Origin of the sequence: Pseudodesulfovibrio sp. S3, assembly GCF_004025585.1 — a bacterium.
Classification (GTDB): Bacteria; Desulfobacterota; Desulfovibrionia; order Desulfovibrionales; family Desulfovibrionaceae; genus Pseudodesulfovibrio.
The window spans coordinates 26,997-47,051 of sequence record NZ_QTZO01000008.1 but is presented as its reverse complement, the minus strand read 5'-3'; the positions used below and the strand labels follow the sequence as shown (position 1 = coordinate 47,051).

19 protein-coding genes, 1 tRNA gene and 1 pseudogene are annotated in these 20,055 nt (G+C 55.9%); 7 read left to right on the top strand and 14 right to left on the bottom strand.

The features are described 5' to 3' along the window. Positions 1-71: 71 nt before the first annotated feature. Complete coding sequence (locus DWB63_RS10500) at positions 72-452, bottom strand: pancreas/duodenum homeobox protein 1 (protein WP_128328794.1); 381 nt, start codon at positions 450-452, stop codon at positions 72-74. Positions 453-557: 105 nt separating this feature from the next. Then, positions 558-1,844, bottom strand: a complete 1,287-nt coding sequence (locus DWB63_RS10495) for a DUF401 family protein (RefSeq protein ID WP_128328793.1) — start codon at positions 1,842-1,844, stop codon at positions 558-560. 198 nt (positions 1,845-2,042) lie between these two features. On the opposite strand from DWB63_RS10495, the gene DWB63_RS10490 reads away from it, so the two are divergent. Next, on the top strand, positions 2,043-2,510 hold the full coding sequence (locus DWB63_RS10490; protein ID WP_128328792.1) for a hypothetical protein: 468 nt from the start codon (positions 2,043-2,045) through the stop codon (positions 2,508-2,510). 67 nt (positions 2,511-2,577) lie between these two features. Here the strand turns inward: DWB63_RS10490 and DWB63_RS10485 are convergent, their stop codons facing one another. Beyond that, on the bottom strand, positions 2,578-3,108 hold the full coding sequence (locus DWB63_RS10485) for a tetratricopeptide repeat protein (protein WP_128328791.1): 531 nt from the start codon (positions 3,106-3,108) through the stop codon (positions 2,578-2,580). Positions 3,109-3,200: 92 nt separating this feature from the next. On the opposite strand from DWB63_RS10485, the gene DWB63_RS10480 reads away from it, so the two are divergent. The 3 genes from DWB63_RS10480 to DWB63_RS10470 are packed head-to-tail and all read left to right on the top strand — an operon-like array spanning position 3,201 to position 6,995. Beyond that, entirely contained in the window at positions 3,201-4,952 is a 1,752-nt protein-coding gene (locus DWB63_RS10480) for an aldehyde ferredoxin oxidoreductase C-terminal domain-containing protein (protein WP_128328790.1), read from the top strand. Further along, on the top strand, positions 4,949-6,121 hold the full coding sequence (locus tag DWB63_RS10475) for a class II aldolase/adducin family protein (RefSeq protein WP_128328789.1): 1,173 nt from the start codon (positions 4,949-4,951) through the stop codon (positions 6,119-6,121). The genes DWB63_RS10480 and DWB63_RS10475 overlap by 4 nt, the downstream gene beginning before the upstream one ends. Further along, positions 6,114-6,995 carry a CPBP family intramembrane glutamic endopeptidase gene (locus DWB63_RS10470; RefSeq protein WP_128328788.1) on the top strand — a complete coding sequence of 294 codons (882 nt, stop codon included), beginning with the start codon at positions 6,114-6,116 and terminating at the stop codon, positions 6,993-6,995. The genes DWB63_RS10475 and DWB63_RS10470 overlap by 8 nt, the downstream gene beginning before the upstream one ends. A gap of 233 nt (positions 6,996-7,228) precedes the next feature. Here the strand turns inward: DWB63_RS10470 and DWB63_RS10465 are convergent, their stop codons facing one another. From DWB63_RS10465 to DWB63_RS10440, 6 genes are all read right to left on the bottom strand, one after another. Further along, positions 7,229-7,384: a rubredoxin gene (locus tag DWB63_RS10465; protein ID WP_128328787.1), complete on the bottom strand. Its 156-nt coding sequence runs from the start codon at positions 7,382-7,384 to the stop codon at positions 7,229-7,231. An 86-nt stretch (positions 7,385-7,470) separates the two neighbouring features. Next, positions 7,471-8,457 (bottom strand): Holliday junction branch migration DNA helicase RuvB, encoded by a 987-nt coding sequence (gene ruvB, locus DWB63_RS10460; protein ID WP_128328786.1) that lies wholly within the window; start codon positions 8,455-8,457, stop codon positions 7,471-7,473. Next, entirely contained in the window at positions 8,454-9,065 is a 612-nt protein-coding gene (gene ruvA, locus DWB63_RS10455; protein ID WP_128328785.1) for a Holliday junction branch migration protein RuvA, read from the bottom strand. Before ruvA ends, ruvB begins: the two co-directional genes overlap by 4 nt. Before the next feature lie 197 nt (positions 9,066-9,262). Beyond that, positions 9,263-9,766 carry a crossover junction endodeoxyribonuclease RuvC gene (gene ruvC, locus DWB63_RS10450; RefSeq protein WP_128328784.1) on the bottom strand — a complete coding sequence of 168 codons (504 nt, stop codon included), beginning with the start codon at positions 9,764-9,766 and terminating at the stop codon, positions 9,263-9,265. A gap of 9 nt (positions 9,767-9,775) precedes the next feature. Continuing rightward, positions 9,776-10,522, bottom strand: coding sequence for a YebC/PmpR family DNA-binding transcriptional regulator (locus DWB63_RS10445; RefSeq protein WP_128328783.1), 747 nt, complete (start codon positions 10,520-10,522; stop codon positions 9,776-9,778). Positions 10,523-10,572: 50 nt separating this feature from the next. Continuing rightward, entirely contained in the window at positions 10,573-11,172 is a 600-nt protein-coding gene (locus DWB63_RS10440) for an RlmE family RNA methyltransferase (protein ID WP_128328782.1), read from the bottom strand. A gap of 112 nt (positions 11,173-11,284) precedes the next feature. Here DWB63_RS10440 and DWB63_RS10435 point away from each other — a divergent pair, with 112 nt between their 5' ends. The 3 genes and pseudogenes from DWB63_RS10435 to DWB63_RS10425 form a co-directional block, all read left to right on the top strand. Beyond that, positions 11,285-12,760, top strand: coding sequence for a glycosyltransferase (locus DWB63_RS10435; RefSeq protein ID WP_164879847.1), 1,476 nt, complete (start codon positions 11,285-11,287; stop codon positions 12,758-12,760). Positions 12,761-12,821: 61 nt separating this feature from the next. After that, a tRNA-Ala gene (locus tag DWB63_RS10430) sits at positions 12,822-12,897 on the top strand. A 140-nt stretch (positions 12,898-13,037) separates the two neighbouring features. Continuing rightward, positions 13,038-13,622 (top strand): annotated as a pseudogene (locus DWB63_RS10425) (IS1595 family transposase); the annotation flags it as partial. A 229-nt stretch (positions 13,623-13,851) separates the two neighbouring features. On the opposite strand, the gene DWB63_RS10420 reads toward DWB63_RS10425, so the two are convergent. The 5 genes from DWB63_RS10420 to DWB63_RS10400 all read right to left on the bottom strand — a co-directional run bounded on the left by DWB63_RS10420 (position 13,852) and on the right by DWB63_RS10400 (position 20,010). Then, positions 13,852-15,159 carry an RHS repeat-associated core domain-containing protein gene (locus DWB63_RS10420; protein ID WP_128328780.1) on the bottom strand — a complete coding sequence of 436 codons (1,308 nt, stop codon included), beginning with the start codon at positions 15,157-15,159 and terminating at the stop codon, positions 13,852-13,854. A 273-nt stretch (positions 15,160-15,432) separates the two neighbouring features. Further along, complete coding sequence (locus DWB63_RS10415; RefSeq protein WP_128328779.1) at positions 15,433-16,158, bottom strand: hypothetical protein; 726 nt, start codon at positions 16,156-16,158, stop codon at positions 15,433-15,435. Between the two features lie 303 nt (positions 16,159-16,461). Further along, positions 16,462-16,692 carry a hypothetical protein gene (locus DWB63_RS10410; protein ID WP_128328778.1) on the bottom strand — a complete coding sequence of 77 codons (231 nt, stop codon included), beginning with the start codon at positions 16,690-16,692 and terminating at the stop codon, positions 16,462-16,464. A 365-nt stretch (positions 16,693-17,057) separates the two neighbouring features. Next, positions 17,058-19,049: a methyl-accepting chemotaxis protein gene (locus tag DWB63_RS17475; RefSeq protein WP_241648782.1), complete on the bottom strand. Its 1,992-nt coding sequence runs from the start codon at positions 19,047-19,049 to the stop codon at positions 17,058-17,060. 301 nt (positions 19,050-19,350) lie between these two features. After that, complete coding sequence (locus tag DWB63_RS10400) at positions 19,351-20,010, bottom strand: transporter substrate-binding domain-containing protein (protein ID WP_128328776.1); 660 nt, start codon at positions 20,008-20,010, stop codon at positions 19,351-19,353. Positions 20,011-20,055 lie beyond the last annotated feature (45 nt).

Here is a 20,055-nt window from a genome sequence, read left to right as displayed (position 1 = left end):
GAACATGACGCATGAAAAAACCGGCTCAAGGTAATCCTTGAGCCGGTTTTTCTTGATTTACAAGCAGCGCATCAGCCGAGGGTGATTTTGAGAGGAATGACGTGCAGTTCCCGCGACATCTCACAGGTGGCTCCCAGCTCCCAGGACGCGGAACTGCTCCCGACCGCCTCTCCTACGGCATTGGCAATGCCGGCAAGGTTGATCACTGGATGACGCGAAAAGACCTGCGGCAACCCATAGGTCAAATTACAAGCCAGACACTTGCCCGGTCGCTGAACAAGCCTGAGTTCGAAGTTCAGGTTTGTTTCTTCTTCTCCTACAAAAGCCAATGCGATATCGTAACTTCCCTCTTCAGCATCGCCGAACAATGCTTCGAAAAAAGCATCTGTACGCGATTCCGGAAAAATAGTTTTCAAACTCTCCTCAGTGAAGATCTCACCGTATCGACTCATGAATGCCCCCCATATGACTCTATTTCAGGAATGGTTCCGCCAGCAAAAAAAAGTCTGTACCTAATATCCTTGGACTGGGCAAGCGAGACGATCAACCCATGCTTCTTACAGATAAAAGAAAAACAGTCCGATACCCGAGCCCAGAAAAACCAGGCACGGCGCCACCAGCTTGCGCCAGGTCCGGGCCATGTCGCACTGAAAATATTCACACGTCAGGATGAAGCAGATATGCAGCGGCGAGATCATGACCCCGGTAAACCCGCAAAAGGTCGCCAGCACGAGGTAGGGGATCATCTGATCCTGCATGCCGAGCGAGGACAACACGCCGAGCAGCAACGGGAAAGTGGCTCCGACAAAGGCAACGTTGATGCCCGCCACCATTCCCACCAAAAACGGCAGAAACGCGGCCGATGCAAACAGGGCGGCCTCGCCCCCGGCAACACGCGCCATTTCATCCACCACGCCTGCAGCCTGCATGACGTCCTTGAACACGAAAATAGCCACAATGACGAAGAGCATCGACCAGAGGGACTTCTTCGCGAGCACTTCCTTCAGGAACTTCAGACCGAGTTGGGTGTTTTGCAGCATGACGCAAATCACACTTGCACCCAGGGCAGCGACCACTCCGAGCTCGAAAGGGATGGACGGAGCAAAGGCGGCAATGGTGGTCTCCAGGCCGATGGCCCCGACAATAGCGGTCAGAAGCGGCAATCCCTCCTTGAACGCTGCGCTCTTGCTGCGGGTGACGGGCAGATCGGGTATGACCAGATCCTTGGCGCCAAGTACGCCCGGACGCAAAAAGAAAATCCAGCCGGCCACAAGCATGATCGGTGTTCCGGGCCAGGTGTAGGCAATGAGATCCACAATCTGGATGTCGGCCAGGGCCAGGGTCAGGATGATGCCGGGATACAGCGGCCAGACCAGTTCCCATACATGCCTGAACCAATAATTGAGTACGGCCCGATCAGAATTGCGAATCTTCATGCCCTGGGACACGGTCTTGACCATGGGGGCCGAAAACACCGCTCCGCCGGGCATGGGCAGCAGCCCGATCAGGGCAGGAAAGAAGATGAGCCGAAGCCGTGGGCTGGTCAGGAAACCGGACAACGCCTCCATGAGCCGCCTGGACTGCCCGGACCGCTCCATGGCGTCGGAAAGAATCAAAATGAGTCCGACAATGGCCGCAAGAAAAATAAATTTTTCCTGGGTCAAGGCCATGATTCCCGTTTCGAAAATGGGCAAAGGTCCCAACCCGAACAACAATCCCATGGCAGCTCCACCGGCCAGTATGGAGGGGGCCAGACCGGCCTTGAGACGCATGCCCGTCAGCATGAGCAGAAAAGCGAACAGAACCTTGAGAAACGGTGCCAGCGTGGTGAAAAGCGATTCCATGTCGAGTATCCTTTGACCGGTTTCAAAACCCCGTATGGGGCCACCCCTACCCTCTTTCCTCCTGAAAGAAAACGGGAAAATCCCTTTCCGCATGTTCAGAACAGCAGGCTCATGCCGATCTGCCTCTTGCCCGGTCGGCCGCATTGAGCTATGAACTATGTGATTGAACGATCAATTTTCATTTGAAGAGGCGCATCCATGACCCCGAAACAGATACGAAAGCATATCTTTGCCACCATCATCAGCAAGGTGGAAGAACAGGATGAAGCCAAACGCCTGGAGGCCTTGAACGAATTCATGTCCGTCACCGGTACGGCGGGCAATGCTTCCGAGCAGGTGTCCAGCCTCATCCCGCCCATCATGCACGACCTCTACGTGAAGTGGATTACCATGTTCATAGACCGCCTCATGGAAACCGTCGGCCCGAAAAACATCGGACTGCTCTGTGACGGCTCCGAGGACAACAACGCCGCCTTGGTGCTGGCCTACATCATGTTCCTGGAATCGGCCCGCATGGAAAAACAGATAGACGAAGACTTGAAACAGCACGGCATGAACACGTCCGGAAACGACGAACTCGGCGACCTGGCCGCCAGTTATATCCGCACCCAGATGGCAAAAATCGCCCGGCAGGCCAACGACGAAAAGCCCAAGGGCAACGCCTAAAACACGTTTGAATAAATGATAAAGCCCTGCTTCTTTTGAGAAACAGGGCTTTTCTTATGCGGATTCGTCAACCGACGTCGCTCCCGGACCGGGCAATGGCCGCTTCCACGGCCTGGGCGATGACCTCCACCGGGTCCGGCTGCCCAGATTCGAGCAATCCCATTTGCAGATTCAGCTCCCGTTGGACCACCACGGCCTTGGGGTTGAAGTATCGGGTCCACAGGGCCGGAGCCTTTTCCGGCCGATCGAGTCGAACCAAAGTCAATCCCAGATAGAGAAAAGCATCCATATATTTCTGGTCAATGCGCAGACAACGCTCGAACTCCAACTTGGCCTGACGGTACTTGCCCACCTTATAGGAACAGACCCCCAACCGATACCGCACGTCCGCATCGTTCTTGTCCTCCGTGAGGTACTCCTTGTACCTCAGGCGCGCCTCCTCCCACTGCTCGTCGACATACAGCCCGTTGGCTTCCTTGATGATATCGATGGCTCCGGCGGTAGACGCCACGGGCTGATCCACATCCTCGTTTTTCAGACGGTGGACCGCACCAAACAAAAAGTTGCGGCGGGACTTGTCTATTTTCTTCTCGGCCATGATTCCTCCGGTCCGCAGAATACCCGTTTCACCTGTGGGGTCAAGATGCCCAACCGGTTGCCTTTTCATACGGTTCATGAAAGATTCTCCGCATGAACGAACGCTTCGGCTGGACCGGCTCGGTCCTGCACATCAACCTGACCTCGGGCACGATCTCGCACGAGCATCCCCACACTGCCCTGTACGATAAATATCTGGGCGGAAAGGGCCTGGCCGGGCACTACCTGCGCCCCCACGCCGCAAGGGAGTACACAGACCCCCTGCTGCCGCTGCTCATTTTCACCGGTCCCTTGACCGGAACCATAGCCCCGACCTCGGGACGCGGCACCATCATGTCCCGCTCCCCCCTGACCGGGACCATCTGCGACGCCTCGGTAGGCGGCAGGCTGCCCACCCAGTTGAAACGGGCCGGGTACGATGGACTGGTCATCACCGGACAAAGTGATTTTCCCTGCGGCATCGAAATCCGTGACTCCGATGTCCGCCTGGTCGAGACCGGCCTGTGGGGCGAGACTACGGATACGGTTTTCACCAAGCTGGAAACCATGAATCCCAAAGGCGTGTCCATAGCCTGCATCGGACCGGCAGCAGAAAACGGATCGCGCATGGCCTCCATCGCCGTGGACCGCCGCCACGCAGCCGGACGAGGAGGATTGGGCCTGGTCTGCGCGGCCAAGAACCTCAAATACCTGACCGTCATGGGCACCGGGAATATCCGCGTACACAACCAAGCCGCCCTCACGGAAGCGCGGGAGGAAATCCTGCGGCTGACGGCTGCATCACCCGTGCTCATGGGCCAACACGGTTTTTCCCGCTGGGGAACCGGAGCCCTATTCGACCTGATCGATGCCCGCCGAATGATGCCCACGGACAATTTCACGAAAACCCGGTTCGAGGACACTCCCCGCATCAACGCCGCCGCCTACAACCACCGATTCTCACCCCGAAGCCATGGTTGCATGGGCTGCCATATTCTCTGCCGGAAAATCGCCGAAGACGGACGAAACATGCCTGGATTCGAGACCATGTCGCACTTCACGGCACTCATCGGCAACACGGACATGGAATTGGTGTTGGCGGCCAATGACCTGTGCGGCAGGCTCGGGCTTGACCCTGTCTCGGCAGGATCGACCCTGGCCTGTTACCGCGAAATTACCGGACAGGATTTCACGCCGCATAGCCTGCTCAATGCCCTTCATGAAATGGCTCAGGGCGGCGACCTCGGCCAGGGATCATCGACTTTTGCACAAACCTGCGGACACCCGGAAGCCTCCATGACGGTCAAGGGCATGGAACTGCCCGCCTATGATCCGCGCGGGGCCTACGGCATGGCGCTTGCCTATGCCGTGAGCACTCGGGGCGGCTGTCACTTGCGAGCCTACCCCATCAGCCACGAAATTCTTCGAAAGCCCGTGGCCACGGACCGTTTTTCCTTCAGCGGCAAGGCGCGCATCATCAAGATCGCCGAAGACATGAATGCAGTGGTGGACTCCCTGACAGCCTGCAAATTCACCTTTCTCGCGGCTGGTCTGGAGGAATACGCCAAGGCCTTCACCGCTGTCACCGGCCTGGAGACATCGGGCCAAGCCCTGCTCGAAATCGGCGAACGCATCTATTACAATGAACGCATCATGAACGCGGAAAACGGATTTTCGGCCGAAGATGATGACTTGCCCGAACGCTTTTTCACCGAACACGGCACTTCCGGCGGCGGCGTCACGATCAAGCCCATCGACCGCCAAGAATTCATCCAGGCCCGAGAGAATTACTACACAGTGCGCAGACTGGACCACAACGGCAGGCCCATCCCGGAGATGATCAAAAAACTGGGGCTTGAAGCATGAAAAAACTGTGCGACAAATACGCCGCCAAACTGGCCGCCCAGGGACTGACCGCATCAAACGGACCGGACGCGCCGCTCATCGGCGGGCTGGATGCGAAGCTGGTCTGGAACCGCGAAGACCAGCGCACCAAGGAACTGGAGAAGCTCTTCGACCTCCTGTCCATCAATTCCCTGGTCTTTTCGCGGCCTGCCGAGCCGTACCGGACCATCCTCGATTTCCTGGCCCGCCGCCATCCCGACACCATCCGGCCAGAAGACACTGAAACGCGCACCTTCCTGCACGACATCCCGATCTGCCATGAATTTTCCGCAGCAGCCATCGCCAAGGGACTCAAAAAACGCAAGGCCGTCATCCTTCCGGGCCAGGGGATCATCTCCTGCGGCACGGTCAGCCCTGAGCAGGGATTCGTATTCTACTCCTCCACCATCTTTTCCTGTTTCGTGCTCTTCTTCTCCGACTACCTGACCCAGGCCAGACTCGGGACGCTGGACCCGGAGTACCGCGAGACCTTCAAGCTGGTTGCGAGCCAATTGCCCACGCCGCGCACCGTACCGCCCAAACTTGCCCAGGGTCCGCTCGACAACGATGAAAATGTGCTTGCAGCCATGACAGAAGCGGGCCGTCAAGTGGTCGGCTATGGCCTGGTGGACTCCTTTTTCGGCAACATTTCCTTTCGGTTGGATGATATCGTCTTCATATCTCAGACCGGCAGTTCACTGGACGAGCTTGCAGGATGCATTGACGCCTGTCCCATGGACGGCAGCGCCACCACCGGGCTGACCGCGTCATCCGAGTTGACCGCCCACGAAGATGTCTACCGCCGCTCCGACTACGCCTGCATCCTGCACGGCCACCCCAAGTTCTCGGTGATCATGTCCATGGACTGCGCCCGCGACCAGTGCCCCAACCGGGGCCAGTGCCACATCAAATGCACTGAATGCCGGACCGTGGACGGCATCCCCATCGTGCCGGGCGAGGTCGGCACCGGCCCCACCGGACTGTGCAACACCCTGCCGCCTGCCATGGCCTCCCACGGCGCGGCCATTGTACACGGACACGGCCTGTTCGCAGCGGGCGAAACAGACTTCAGCCAGGCCTTTTCCCGACTGCTGGACATCGAAAACCAGTGCCGGGAACGCTACTTCAAACGGGTGAGAGAATATGACTAGCACCACATCTTCCGGCTTTCGGCCAGTTCCCGTTCTCGCTTTTCTGGCCCTGACCCTGGGCTTCACCTGGACCCTGGAAATCTTACTCATCAGCGATGGGCTACGCTTCGACGACCTGGTCGCCCAATCCGCGCCCGCCCTCTGGCTGATGGGCGTCATGTGGATTCCGGGACTGGTCGGGCTGGCCGTGGCCGGATTCATGGAACGCACACGCCCCGGCGGCTTGGTTTCGTCCCTGAACCTGCGGCTCGGGTCCGTGGGGCCGTATTTCGCAGTAGTCCTCCTGATTCCCCTGGCCTACGGCATCATGTACCTGCTCACCTATGGGGCCGGACTGTCGGGATACGACCCGAATCTCTCGCTGTTGGCCGCGCTGACCGGCACCGAAATCGACCCGGCCTCCGTGTTCGAAGTCATGCTGCCCCTGTCCGTGGTGCTGGGACCGCTCATAAACTTCACTTTCGGCCTGGGCGAGGAACTGGGCTGGCGCGGCTTCCTGCTGCCGCGGCTCATGCCGCTGGGCAAGCCCACGGCCTACGTCCTCCTCGGACTGCTCTGGGGCCTCTGGCACGCACCGCTCATTTACGCAGGGTTCAACTATCCGGGCTATCCGGTGGGCGGCATGATCATGATGTGCCTGCTCTGCACGGCCTTTGGACTGTTCCTGAACGAAATGACCCTGCATTACCGCTCGTCCCTGCTGGCCGGTTTCATCCACGGCACTGCCAACGCCCAGGGATACGGCATCTGGATGTGGCTGTTCCCGGACGCCCACCCGCTCCTTGGCGGTTCCGCAGGACTGACCGGCGTGCTCGTCTGGCTGGTCGTATCCGGGCTGGCCATGGCTGCCCTCTCCCGACTGAAGCGCGACTAATCCGCCTTCCCATAAAAGAAGCCCCCGCTCTGCGGGGGCTTAAAACATGTTTTCTGCTGGAGGTTACCGGATGACGGGCCTCTACCAAAGGATCATTGTTTGTTAAAAGGTTGCCTTGAAACACTGTCCGATTCGATGAATCTTACGGGTTGTGGCGTTACCTGGAAACACTCCTTTGACTTGATTCAACCATACGCCATCGGCGAAGGATTGCAAGAGGCTTTTACGACTTTCTAGAGTTTTTCGAAATATTCCTTTTCCGCACCACACTGGGGACAAACCCAGTCTTCCGGCAGATCCTCGAACTTGGTGCCGATGGCAATATTATGCTCAGGGTCACCTTCTGCCGGATCATACACATAACCGCAAGGGCATTCCCATTTATCCATAACTGATTCCTCCGTGTTTTTTTCGTTCAAAACAACCGTAGCAAATCAGGATTGAGTTTCAACCCTTTTCAGAGAATAACCATTATTTATAACAAGGGAAGCTGATCGTCTTCCATGCGCATCTTCAAATGCTGGTATGCCTTGGCCGTGGCCACCCGGCCACGCGGCGTACGCTTCAGGAACCCGCATTGGATAAGATACGGCTCATAAATGTCCTCAATGGTCCGCACCTCTTCAGCACAGGCTGCAGCAATGGTCTTCAATCCCACAGGACCGCCGTTGAAATTCTCGACCATCAGGGAAAGAATCTTGCGGTCCATGTTATCCAGCCCGTACTGATCCACTTCCAGCCGTTCCAGCGAGGATTCAGCCAGTTCCTTGGTGACAACGCCGTCCCCGTGAACCAGGGCATAATCACGCACACGCCGGAGCAGCCTGTTGGCAATACGTGGAGTGCCGCGCGCGCGGCGGCCGATAGCCAGGGCACCGTCGGGCTCCACTTCCACACCCAGAATGACTGCAGCCCGCTCCACGATGCGCCCCAGTTCCTCGGGAGAATAGAATTCGATGCGGAAGATACAGCCGAACCGGTCGCGCAGAGGCGAGGTGAGCAGTCCGAGCCGGGTGGTGGCCCCCACCAGAGTGAACGGCTCCAGGTCGAGCTTGACCGTGCGCGCACCCGGACCGGAACCGATGACCAGGTCGATCTGAAAATCCTCCATGGCCGGATAGAGCACTTCCTCCACGGTGGCGGGCATACGGTGAATCTCGTCGATAAACAGGATGTCACCCCTATCAAGATTGGTCAGAATGGCCGCCAGATCGCCGGAACGCTCCATAACCGGACCGGAGGTGGAGACCATGTTCACGCCAAGTTCCGAGGCCATGATGCGGGCCAGGGTGGTCTTGCCCAGACCGGGATTGCCATAGAAAAGGGTATGGTCAAGTGAGCGGTCACGCTCCTTGGCGGCCCTGATGAACACATCAAGGTTGGTACGCAGGTCCACCTGCCCGATGAATTCGGAAAGACTTCTGGGACGGACGTTTTCCTCTGGGAGGGTGCATTTGCTCATGAGCGTGCCGCGTTGATCTTCTTGAGCACCGCACGGATGGCACCGGCGGCATCGAGATCGGGTTCTTCATCGAAGGTCTCGATAATCATGGGTCGAATTTCATCTTCAGAGTAACCCAGGCCCTTGAGTCCCGCAAGGGTATCCAGGTATTCACCCTGCGGTCCCTGCGGCGCGCTTCCGGCCTTGACTGTCACGCTTTTCAACTTGTCCACCTTGTCCTTGAGATTCCACAAAATCTGCTTGGCGGATTTGGGACCGATGCCCGGCACCGTGGAGAGCGTGTCCACATCCTCGCGGAAGGCGATCTCGCGCAGGTGGTTTGCATCGAACATGGACAGGATGGCCAAAGCTTTCTTCGGTCCCAATTTATCAATGGATATGAGGGTGCGGAACAGGTCCAGGTCGTCGGCAGTAAGGAAGCCGAACAGGTCGATGGCCTTCTCTGCCACCTGGGTATGCACGAACAGCTGCACCTCACCGCCCCGACCCGGCAGTTTGGCAATGACCGAGGTGGGCGCGGCCACTTCATATCCCACCCCACCCGGGGTGAGCAGAACCAGCCCTCTTTCGTCGGCAGACAGCAGTTCACCCTGCAAATATGCGATCATGGAAATCCTCCGTTGCAGGACATTATATGATTAGCCGATGCAATTCAAAGGGAATCCTCTGTGACCGCCAAGCACGATTCGGGAGCGGGAAAAAGGAAAGCAAGGAGGGCACGAAACGGAACCATCCTGCTGCAAAAGAGTACAGGATCACCTGATTTACCCAGGGGGAAGTTAGGCATTTGTAGAATTTTTCCGGATCACATGCCGGTCAGCTTGCGCATCCGCCGTTCGTTCAGATGGCAGATGGCCACGGCCAATGCGTCAGAGGCGTCTTCGGGCCAGTCCGGTTTTTTCAGCCCCAGGCAGTTGGCAACCATGAAAGCGACCTGGGACTTGGGCGCACTGCCCACGCCGACCAGGTTCTTCTTGACCTTGGTAGGCTCGTATTCACCCATGGAGATACCGTTGACGGCACAGGCGGCCATACAGACCCCCCTCGCCTGCCCGAGCTTGAGGGCTGACGAGGGGTTTTTTGATACGAATACATTTTCGATGGCAGCCTCGACCGGGCAATGCTGCCGGATAAGAACCTGCAGCTGCTCGAATATGACGCCCATGCGGGTCGCCATATCCTTTTTCACCGGGGTGCGGATGGTACCGGTGGCCACCAGTTCTGCCTGACCGGAAATCTCCCGGACAAAACCGTAGCCCGTCACCCGCGTTCCGGGGTCCAGACCGAGGACGACCAGGCCTTCCGCCATTCCGACCGCCTAGTCTTCGTCGTCAAACATGCCGTCGGGGAAATCGGCATTCATATAGACGTTCTGGGTGTCTTCGTTGTCGTCCAGCGCATCGAACAGGGTCATGACCTTCTTGCCTGTGGCTGCATCCACGGGAATGAGATTTTCGGGGACCTGGTTGAATTCGGCGGATTCGAACTCCATCCCGGCTTCCGTGAATGCCTGCTGGACAGCCATGAAATCGTTGGGTTCGGTATGCACGGTGAAGGACTCGCCGTCATCGATGATATCTTCGGCACCGGCTTCGAGGCCGACTTCCATCAGTTCGTCTTCGGTGTACTTGTCCTTGTTGAAGACAATGACGCCCTTGCGGTTGAACATGTACGAGACCGCGCCGTTTTCAGCCATGTTGCCGTTATGCTTGGTGAAGGCGTGACGGATTTCAGCCACTGTGCGGTTCTTGTTGTCCGTGGCGACTTCCACGAGCATGGCCACGCCGCCGGGACCGTATCCCTCGTACATGGTCTCGAACAGATCGCCGCCGGCCAATTCGCCGGTACCCTTCTTGATGGCGTTGTCGATCTTGTCCTTGGGAAGGTTGACCTGCTTGGCCTTCTGAATGGCCAGGCGCAACGTGGAGTTGTCTTCGGGGTTGCCGCCGCCAGCCTTGGCTGCCAGGATGATATCCTTGGCTGCCTTGGTGAAAAATTTCGCTTTTTTGGCGTCCTGACGCCCCTTGCGATGCTGAATGTTAGCCCATTTACTATGTCCGGCCATATTCCCTCCTGAATATCTCGATAAAAATTAGTGTCGGTTGGTCCAATCTTCTACCCGTCAACGCCCTTAAAGCCAAGTGCCACGATAAATATCTCTTTGCTTTCGGCACGGGAGCTGTGGGGTTTGAAATTTTTCAATGTATTGAAGTACGGCCTGACCATGTTGCGATAATCCCCGATCTCGCCGCCCTCAAAAATCTTGACCGCAAAATTCCCGCCCTTTTTGAGGTATTTCAACGCCACCTCAAAGGCCCGTTGGCACAGTTCCAGGGAGTTGGCCTGATCCGCGAATTTTATTCCGGTTGTCTTGGGGGCCATATCGCTGATAATGACATCAAAAGGCATGAGCGGCTCCATGGCCTCCAGCAATTCCGGCGAGTCCGAGAACACGTCTGCCTGCAAGAAGGTGATGTTGTCCTCAAAGGCATGCCGGGTTTCCTGAATGTCCACACTGAGGACTCGGCCTTCCCTGCCGACCTTTTCCCCGGCGAACTGAGTCCAGGAACCGGGGGCTGCGCCCAGGTCAAGCACGGTCTGGCCCCTCTTGAAGATGTGGAATTTTTTATCCATCTCCTTGAGTTTGTAGACCGAGCGGGCGGCGTAGTTTTCCTTTTTGGCCCGTTTGAAGTATTTGTCCTGATATTGTTTCATGGTGTCGCTCCTAAAGTCCGGCGTGGAGCGACTTACTAGCCGAATCCGCCGCAAAAGCCAAGTGAACGAAGTGTCCAGAACCCGACATATAACCGTTATCGATGAAATTGGCATGACCAAATCCATGCCCGCCACCAAAACTCAATTCGAGTGGCGCGTCAACCGGACTCTTGACGAGGCCCCTGTGGTCTTTCTCGGGCTTGGACCGGAGCCGAACAAGCTCCCGGAATGGTTTGATTTACCAAACGAGGAAATCTACTATTACCTTGAGAGTCAGGACTTCATTGACCAGGTGGACGGATGGGAGCAACTCGTCCCGACGAATTTCGAACGCATCACCCCCGAAGAGTTCACCATCGAATCTTCAAGCAATGCCCATGTAACCCGCTACCTGCCGGTGCAGAAAGCCTTCCCGTCATTCTTTGCCCCGCTCACGGCACGGCTCTCGCTCCACAGCGGCACCCGCCCCCGGTTGAACAAGACCGTCTGGCTGCCCACGGGCGACGACGACCTTTTGGTCAAGGAATTGGCCCATGCATTCAGGGCCAGGGGATACTCGGTGACCCTGATCGACCACGAAGCCTTGGGAAAATATCCGGGCAGCACCCTGCCAGACCTGTTGCAGCAAGGCGTGCCCGACCTTTTTTTCTCAGTCAACTTCAAGGGGCTGGACCACTTCGGCCTGGGCCATGCCATTCTGCGCGAAGCCGGGGTCCAGGTGGCTGTCTGGCTGGTGGACAACCCGTTCAATATACTGACCACGGTCAAATCCGCCTACTGGAAAGACATCCGTCTCTTTGTCACGGACCACAGTTTCATCGGCCCACTCATCGAGATTGAAGCCCGCTGGGTGACGCACCTGCCGTTGGCCACATCGCGTGACATCTTCGAGGCCTCCGGCACCCTTCCGGACCACGCCACTGGATTGGAGGGCCATCTGATCTTTGTGGGCCGTTCCCGATTCCCGAAGATGGACCAATTCTTTGCCGGAGAAACCATAGACAGCACTGATGTGGACGAAGTCCTAAGCGACAGCGGGTCCACGCGATTCGACTACCACTGGTGGCGGGAACGGCTGGGCATTACCCCGCTCTGGCCGGGCAACCAGGGCCGGGCCGTGGGTGCAGGCACGGAATTCGCCTCACACAACTGGAAACGGCGCTGCCTGGAGTCGGCCGGCAAGGTCATCATCTTCGGCGACGACGGCTGGAAAGGCATCAAAAACGCGGACGTGCGCCCCTTTGTGGACTACTACGCCCACCTGCCCGCCATCTACCGGACCGCAGCGGTCACCCTGAATGTCACAGGTATGCAGCTCCCTGCCGGACTGACCCAACGCCACTTCGACGTCTGGTGCGCGGGCGGCTTTCTCATCACCGATGCCCACCCCGGCCTCAAAATTTTCCCAGACGAACTGGTCGCCCCTGTCTCTTTCACCCGGCCCGACGAAATACACGACCTGGTCATCCGTTTTCGCGAAGACACCAAAGCCAAACAGGAGCTGCGCCGAGCCTGGCAGGAATGCATCCAACAGAATCACACCTACCTGAACCGTGTGGATACCGTACTCACGGCCTTGAGCCTCTGATCACCCCCTTCTCAAAGTGCTTGTGGTCACGCCCAAAAAGCGATAACAACCGAGCACCAATGGGGACGTAGCTCAGCTGGGAGAGCACTGCCTTCGCAAGGCAGGGGTCGAGAGTTCAAATCTCTTCGTCTCCACCAAATAAAACAAGGACTTACGGAGACAATCCGAAAGTCCTTTTTTGCTCGGTAATACTGGGCGGCAATACAAATGGTATCTTTTTGATACTGTTGTTGGCCCTATTGTCACTCCCCTTATTCGGCTGCGCAACACGCCCACCACTGCCCGCTGTGCGGCCGATCTGGTTGGGGTGAACTTCAAAACAGCCACCTTTTACTTTCATCGGCTCCGAGAAATTATAGCGGAAGAAGAGTCCAATGAAGAAATGGACTTTGGCGAATTCGAGGTCGATGAAAGCTACTTCGGCGGCAAGCGCAAAGGTAAACGAGGTCGTGGGGCCGCAGGCAAAGTACCTGTTTTTGGAATCCTCAAAAGAGGCGGGAAGGTATACACGCAGGTAATTCCCAACGCGAAGAGCAAAACCTTGATGCCGATCATTCGAAAGAAAGTTCGGCCGGACAGCATTGTTTATTCAGACGCGCTATACAGCTACAATGTGCTGGATGTCTCGGAGTTCAAACATTTCAGGATTAACCATTCAAAACTGTTTGCCGACAAGCTGAACCATATCAATGGAATTGAGAACTTTTGGAACCAGGCCAAGCGTCACATGAAGAAATTTAATGGTATCCCAACCAAAAACTTTCCTCTATTTTTGAAGGAATGTGAGTGGCGGTTTAATACACCAAGTCCACGAACACAGTTTAGGCAACTGAAACAGTGGGTTAAAAAGCATATGGGCTAGTTATCTGGTACAGCCCCTTTTTATTTATCTTTCGGATTGCTACGTGAGGGGGAGCGTAAAAACCAAGCCAAAACGGGAACGGCTATTCCTACCCCAATTAGCATCCATGCGAACAGCTTCGGATACATAATTGGGACATCGTAATGGTGCATAGTCCCATTCAGTAATCCAAACGTTCCTGCTGCAACTAGGGTCAGCCCCAGACCTATTTCAGACACTTTCACTCGCATTATTTCTTCTTTCTCCAATCGTTATACTCATCATACGCTTTACGTGTCCCGCTGCCCCAATAGCCAGGCCAAGACGCAGGAGGCGGTCCCGGCTCCAAAGCACCGGAGGCAAAGTCTGACGCAGCTTTCGAGCCCGCCGCCAACTTATCCGGATGCTGCATCGCAGCCGCCACAGCCGCAGGAGCCGCCTTTGCCGCACCTGCCGCGCCGACAATGCCGGAATTGATCCCGATCACCTTGTCCATGGCATCATGGACGCCCTCGGTGGCCGTGGGCTTGTCCGTGCCGTAATCCTTGTCGGTCTTCTTGCCGAACCAATCCGCAGCCTTGGCCGCCAGGTACGATCCGGTGGCACTGATGGCGGTCGCGCCTGCCATGCCTGCCACCAAGGGCAGGAGAATCGGCAGTAGTCCTCTCGGATCGTTGGCATTGACCGGATCATCCAAGCAGTACCCATACCAGTCCGGGTCGCCGCCCCTGTCCCCGATGGGATCGGGCGCGGTCCACCTGCCGGTGAAGGGGTCGTAGTCCCGCCAACCGAAGCGGACAAAGCCCAGGTCCCGGTCATGCAGGCCGCCTGCAAAGCCGATGGGCACGCGCAGGCCCGGATTGGTGTCCTCGATGATCCCACCGAAGGGATCGTAGAGGACTTCCTTTATCACGTCGCCGTCCGCGTCGGCAACCACGCGTAGGGAGCCGACCTGGTCATAGTGCAGGGTGAATACGCCCCCGTCCCCGCGCCGCATGGCCGAGGGCAGCCGCTCGTCGGCCCCGTACCCGAACTCGTAGCCCATGCGCCCGTCGTGAAACGCGCCGAGCCGGACGAAGTCGATCCACCGGTAGGCCTCGACGAGTTGGCCGTTGAAATACTTGGCGGCCCGCCTGCCGTCCTCGTCGTGGCGGTAGGCGTAGACGCGGCCCCGGTTCTCCACCTCCATCTTGAGCAGCCGGTAGTCCGGCGCGTACTCGTACAGGTGGTACGTGCCACCGTTCGACCAGATGGAACGGAACCCGTTGTCGTCGTGCGTGTACCCGTTGTTGCCAGCGCTCATAAGCCGGTTGTCCAGAGTATAGCGATAATCGCGATAGCCGGATCCCACGGTGGCAGGGAAGTAATCCCGCTGTCGGCGGCCTTCCCGGTCGTACCAGCACTGGCAGATGAGCCGGTTGTCCAGGTGCGCCTCGAAGAGCCTCCCGGCCTTGTCGTAGGCATACTTCCAAACAACGGGTCGATCGGCCACGGTTTCGATTTTCTCCACGATTCGACCGTTCCGGTCGTGCTTCAGCCTCATTTCAAATACGCTCATATGAATCTCCCTCGGGCCACTGAGCTGACGGCCCTGTCTTTGTTTGCGGAGAGCATACCACGGGTTTTCCGGCCCAAATGAGCGAAACACGGCGTTGTCGGCTAAATGCATTCTCATGTCGGTGAAAAACATTCTCATGTCGGTGAAAAACATGTTTCGGTCGACCGATTGTGCTTGACAGCTTTTAAAGCCCCGCAAATCAACCGCCTCAACCGCCCGAGCTGCCATCGAAACGGGCAGTCTGGGAGTATCCCCAGACTGCCCTGATTTTGCTTATTCGAAGAACTGACCATTGCTGATGCTCACATTGGAACTTGCAGCAGGGGCGGCTTTTTCATTGGTTATTGTGATGAGGCGCTCTCCTCCTTTCTGTCGGTCAACTTTTATACCTGACTTTCTCAGGAAAGCCTGACAGCGAGTCAACCGCTTACCAAGAGCCGATGGGGTTTGCGGCCAGAACCTCAGTCTGGTGATACGCTCATCCACAACTCCATCAAGCGCCTGCAAAAGGGCCGAGGGAGTACCTTCCCACTGGGCCGCCTTTGACATCAACGAGTGGATCGCATTGGCGACATGATCAGAGTCCAAAGCGCGTTCGATGGACTCGTCCTGATTGCTTCCATAGGCTTGCTGGAACTCTCCAGGCTCCCATGGCATTACTTCTTCACCCGCGACGCACCAGTGCGTGAAGTCCGCCATCCTCGGTGGATTTTCGACCTGAACGGTATGCTTGTTCTTCAGGGCGCACACGACACCATCACACAGACCACCTAGTATTTTGGGAGCGGCTGCATCGATTGCCAGCGACAACTCCAATTCCGTCAGCCTGTTTTCAGGTTTTATCACCGGCAGAGTGACTCGGAGACTCCGATCAGCCAGATCATGACGGTCTGCAACCTGATCGATACCGTTGAGGACGATAGGACGCATGATTGTAAACAGAGCCTCTTCATCATTTGTAAACAACTTCCGGGCCGAGAAACTGCCGCCGGTAGCCATGCAACCTAGCTCACGCAATAAGGACGCCATACGGATTGCCGCGCCTGAGGCTAAAAACGACGTAGGCTTGGCAGTTGAGAGGCGTATAGGCGATACAATTTGCAGGAGAATCGACGCGAAAAATGGACAGAAGGCTTACGGCAAGGCTATTTCCGAAAAAACACCATGAGAGGAGTAAACAGTAACCACGATGCCGGAAGAGATGGATCAACGCCTGAAACAACAAATAACATGAACTGATTCCTTTCCCCTACCCGTTAACGAATGAAATCCCGGGAGCACTGCTTGGCATTGTCAACTCCCTCAGGGCTTGATGGTGATTACGCCCTTTGGCCAAGGCAGTATATCATCGTGAGGCTTTGGTTCACCGCACTGAGCAGCCCACAGGTTGTCTAAAACCAGATCAAGGTCGCCTTGTTCATCGTCTTTGACCCATTCCGTCAGACAACCAAGGACCTGATATGCTTCTGCACAATCACCCTGGAGACGTTCAACCTCTGCCTCTAAATGCTTTATTCTTTCCTCTTTATTCATAACTTTTCTTGACACTCTTTGCCCTCAGGGGCAACCAAGTGAACTCAGAATCTTAGTAAGGCATGCATGGAAATCTTAGGACATGGTCAGAAAATAGGACTTTAAGTTCTTCCTCTCATGCGGAATTAGGCAGACACCTCGCTAACTCCTGAAATTATGGGGAGGGGAAATCCTCATAATTCTAGCCTGCCCACATTTTGTTTTCCCCACAGCTCACCGTCCGCCACCAGAGCAGACGGCACTCGATCAACGCTCCTGTTCAAAACAAAAAAGCCCTCATCCTCCGAGGTCGCACACATCCCCCAGGCAAAGAAAAAGGCCTCTGCAAAATGCAGAGGCCTCTCTCGATCGATTATTATGTGAGACTAGAATCGTTCAAACTCTTCGTCCTTGTCCATCTCGAGCGCGATTCCTGCCGAGCGTTTCGGCGAAGACTGTTTAGCGGTCGGCTTGGAGGTCGGTTTGGACGCAGCCAATGCCTTGGCTGGTTTTCTGGTGGCGACCACCTGCTTGCGGTGCCCCGCATCTCCAAGATTGAAGAAGGATACGGTATCCTGGAGTTGCGTTGCCTGACTGGACAACTGACTCGAAGTTGAAGACATCTCTTCGGAAGCTGCGGCGTTTTGCTGGACAACGCTGTCGAGCTGTTGGATCGCCAAATTGATCTGAGAAGCTCCGCTGTTCTGTTCATTACTTGCGGTGGTGATCTCCTCGACCAGTTCCGCGGTACGCTGAATGTCCGGGACCAGTTTGCCGAGCAGTTCACCGGCCCTGTCCGCCACATCCACGCTCTCGGTCGCCAGCAGGCTTATTTCGCCAGCCGCAAGCCCGGACCGTTCCGCCAGTTTCCTGACTTCCGCCGCAACAACAGCAAATCCCTTGCCATGTTCGCCCGCACGAGCGGCCTCAATGGCGGCGTTCAGGGCGAGCAGGTTGGTCTGCCTGGCAATTTCCTCGATGATACTAATCTTGTCGGCGATTTCACGCATGGCGGTAACAGCTTCGGATACAGCCTTTCCACTATCCTCAGCCTGCTTGGCGGCTCCGTCGGCCAGAATCTGAGTCTGGGCGGCATTTTCTGCATTCTGACTGATATTGGAAGCCATTTCTTCCATGCTGGAGGAGACTTCCTCAATGGAGGCCGCCTGTTCCGTGGCACCTTGGGACAATGCCATTGAAGTGGATGACAGCTCGTCGGAACCGGAAGCAACGTTATCTGTAACACTTCGGACATCACCCACAACGCTCCTGAGTTTACCCCCCATATCTGCAAGGGTCGAAGCCATGACACCGATCTCGTCTTTCTGGTCGATATCAAGACGAGCCATAAGATTGCCGGAAGCAATCTCCTTGGCGAAGTCAACGGCCTTGACAAGAGAACTGGTAATGGCCCTGACGAGCAGGAAAACAACGACAACAACCAGGAGAATGGCCGCGACAGTCAAAATGATACTCAAATAGAGGAAGGCATCAGCGTCCTCATAAATCTTGGCTTTGGGTATGGCTATACCGATGGACCAGGGAGTATCTGTACCTCGTATCAGAATAGGCTGAAGCAGGAACAAATATTCTATGTCATCAAGGGGAGATTTTATGAACGCTTCGAACTTCTTTCCGGTCTCCAGGGAGGATATGAGGCTCGATTTCAACTCGGCGGGAAAGGCTTCGGTGATACTTTTACCGACAACGGTACCGTCAGGGTGCGCAACACAATATCCCTTGTTGGAAGAAATGAATGCGTACCCTGTACCCATGGGTTTGATGCCATCCACCATTTTCTGGAAAGCGCTCAAAACGAAGTCAATGCCGACGATGCCGATAAACTTGCCGCCATCCCGAACGGGAACGCTGATGGTGGACATATTTGTCTTGGCGACTTCCGTGTAATATGGCTCGGTCAGAAATGGACCATTCCTGTCACGAGGGCCCTTGTACCACATTCGGGTGTTCGCATAGTCGTACTTGGTCAGGTTAACGACTTTCAACCCGCCGCTCTCGTGCCACCAGTAATTTCCGTAAGCACCTCCCATGTGCTCCCACATGGGATCACCGGTGGCATGGAAATCCGCGTCCTTGCCATCCAGGGCGTTGGGTTCGAAACAGGCCTGGATTCCATAAAACGATTCGTCCGACAACAGCACCTGTTTCTGGATTTCATCGATGATCGTGCGGTCAATAAGTGTGCGGTCCTTGACCATCCCCTCGATTACGGCGGCGGTAGTGACGCTGGCATCAAGAGCTTTTTCAATGTCGCCCTTTATCTGATTTCCATATCTGTTCGCCATTTCTTCGGCAATTTCCTTGGCGGAATCAATGGATATCGTTTCCGTTTTCGAAACAACGATAGCAGTATACACTACAAGAATAAGTGAAACGACCAAGCATACGCTTCCACCAATTTTAATACGTAATGAAAGATCCTTGAAAGCCATGACATACTCCCTTGATTGGTTTCCCTCGAATACTCTAATTGTGAGCGGCCATTATATGCTATTATAATCCTGCGATGGAATTCCAAACATGGAGCCAATAATTAAACAAAAAGTGTATCCGGAAAAAAGGATCTTCCCAACTTGTATGGCTTCACCAGGTTATGACCAGAAAAAAACCCCGTCGATATCTCTCGGCGGGGATTTATTATGTCAATTCGATGACCGGCTACTGCTTGAAATTCCTGTCCAGTATTTCCTTGTATGTCCCGTTTGCCTTGAGGGTATCCAAGGCTTCCTGCCATTGGACGATGCTTTCGTCCGAGACGTCAGAGGAAAATGCCAGCCATGCGGAGGAATCGCCGTATTTGACGTTGGTACGCTCGAAATCTGCGGGATTAAGGCCCACATTCTTCACCATATAATAATAGGTGCGCTCGCCCATTAGCACGAGGTCGATACGGCCATCGACCAGCTTCCTGTAGCTCGATGCATAGGTCGGCCCCACATCGAGATTGGTAAATCCATTGGATGCAAGGGTCTGATGGGTGTAGCCGTCCTTGCGCACTCCGATTCGCTTCACTTTCCGGACATCATCCAGTGAGTCGACCTTTAGGGGACTGCCCTGGCGCTTGAAAAAAAAATCGCCTTCTCCGAAGATCGGGCCAACCCATTTGAACAACGCTTCCCGCTCGGGAATTCGCACAATGGCAAACATGGCCTGCTTAGGCCCACGCTGGGTCTGCTCGTAAGCCCGCAGCCATGGGGCTTCCACCAACTTGCTGTCGTCTCCGATCAATTTCTGTATTTCCACAACCATTTCCGTGGCCACGCCGTAAAGCCTGCCGTCTTCGGAATAGACCAGAGGAGGATAGACAATGGCCTGCATCGTGAACCCATCGGCTATTGCAGCGCCAGGTAAGACCAACAACAA

Coding starts and splice junctions, on each gene's coding strand:
- DWB63_RS10470 (WP_128328788.1), top strand. CDS start 6,114: ATGACTAGCACCACATCTTCCGGCTTTCGGCCAGTTCCCGTTCTCGCT.
- DWB63_RS10480 (WP_128328790.1), top strand. CDS start 3,201: ATGAACGAACGCTTCGGCTGGACCGGCTCGGTCCTGCACATCAACCTG.
- DWB63_RS10410 (WP_128328778.1), bottom strand. CDS start 16,692: ATGAATAAAGAGGAAAGAATAAAGCATTTAGAGGCAGAGGTTGAACGT.
- DWB63_RS10500 (WP_128328794.1), bottom strand. CDS start 452: ATGAGTCGATACGGTGAGATCTTCACTGAGGAGAGTTTGAAAACTATT.
- DWB63_RS10440 (WP_128328782.1), bottom strand. CDS start 11,172: ATGAAACAATATCAGGACAAATACTTCAAACGGGCCAAAAAGGAAAAC.
- DWB63_RS10495 (WP_128328793.1), bottom strand. CDS start 1,844: ATGGAATCGCTTTTCACCACGCTGGCACCGTTTCTCAAGGTTCTGTTC.
- DWB63_RS10490 (WP_128328792.1), top strand. CDS start 2,043: ATGACCCCGAAACAGATACGAAAGCATATCTTTGCCACCATCATCAGC.
- ruvA (WP_128328785.1), bottom strand. CDS start 9,065: ATGATCGCATATTTGCAGGGTGAACTGCTGTCTGCCGACGAAAGAGGG.
- DWB63_RS10465 (WP_128328787.1), bottom strand. CDS start 7,384: ATGGATAAATGGGAATGCCCTTGCGGTTATGTGTATGATCCGGCAGAA.
- DWB63_RS10435 (WP_164879847.1), top strand. CDS start 11,285: ATGACCAAATCCATGCCCGCCACCAAAACTCAATTCGAGTGGCGCGTC.
- DWB63_RS10485 (WP_128328791.1), bottom strand. CDS start 3,108: ATGGCCGAGAAGAAAATAGACAAGTCCCGCCGCAACTTTTTGTTTGGT.
- DWB63_RS10475 (WP_128328789.1), top strand. CDS start 4,949: ATGAAAAAACTGTGCGACAAATACGCCGCCAAACTGGCCGCCCAGGGA.
- DWB63_RS10445 (WP_128328783.1), bottom strand. CDS start 10,522: ATGGCCGGACATAGTAAATGGGCTAACATTCAGCATCGCAAGGGGCGT.
- DWB63_RS10400 (WP_128328776.1), bottom strand. CDS start 20,010: ATGCAGGCCATTGTCTATCCTCCTCTGGTCTATTCCGAAGACGGCAGG.
- DWB63_RS10415 (WP_128328779.1), bottom strand. CDS start 16,158: ATGGCTACCGGCGGCAGTTTCTCGGCCCGGAAGTTGTTTACAAATGAT.
- DWB63_RS10420 (WP_128328780.1), bottom strand. CDS start 15,159: ATGAGCGTATTTGAAATGAGGCTGAAGCACGACCGGAACGGTCGAATC.
- ruvB (WP_128328786.1), bottom strand. CDS start 8,457: ATGAGCAAATGCACCCTCCCAGAGGAAAACGTCCGTCCCAGAAGTCTT.
- ruvC (WP_128328784.1), bottom strand. CDS start 9,766: ATGGCGGAAGGCCTGGTCGTCCTCGGTCTGGACCCCGGAACGCGGGTG.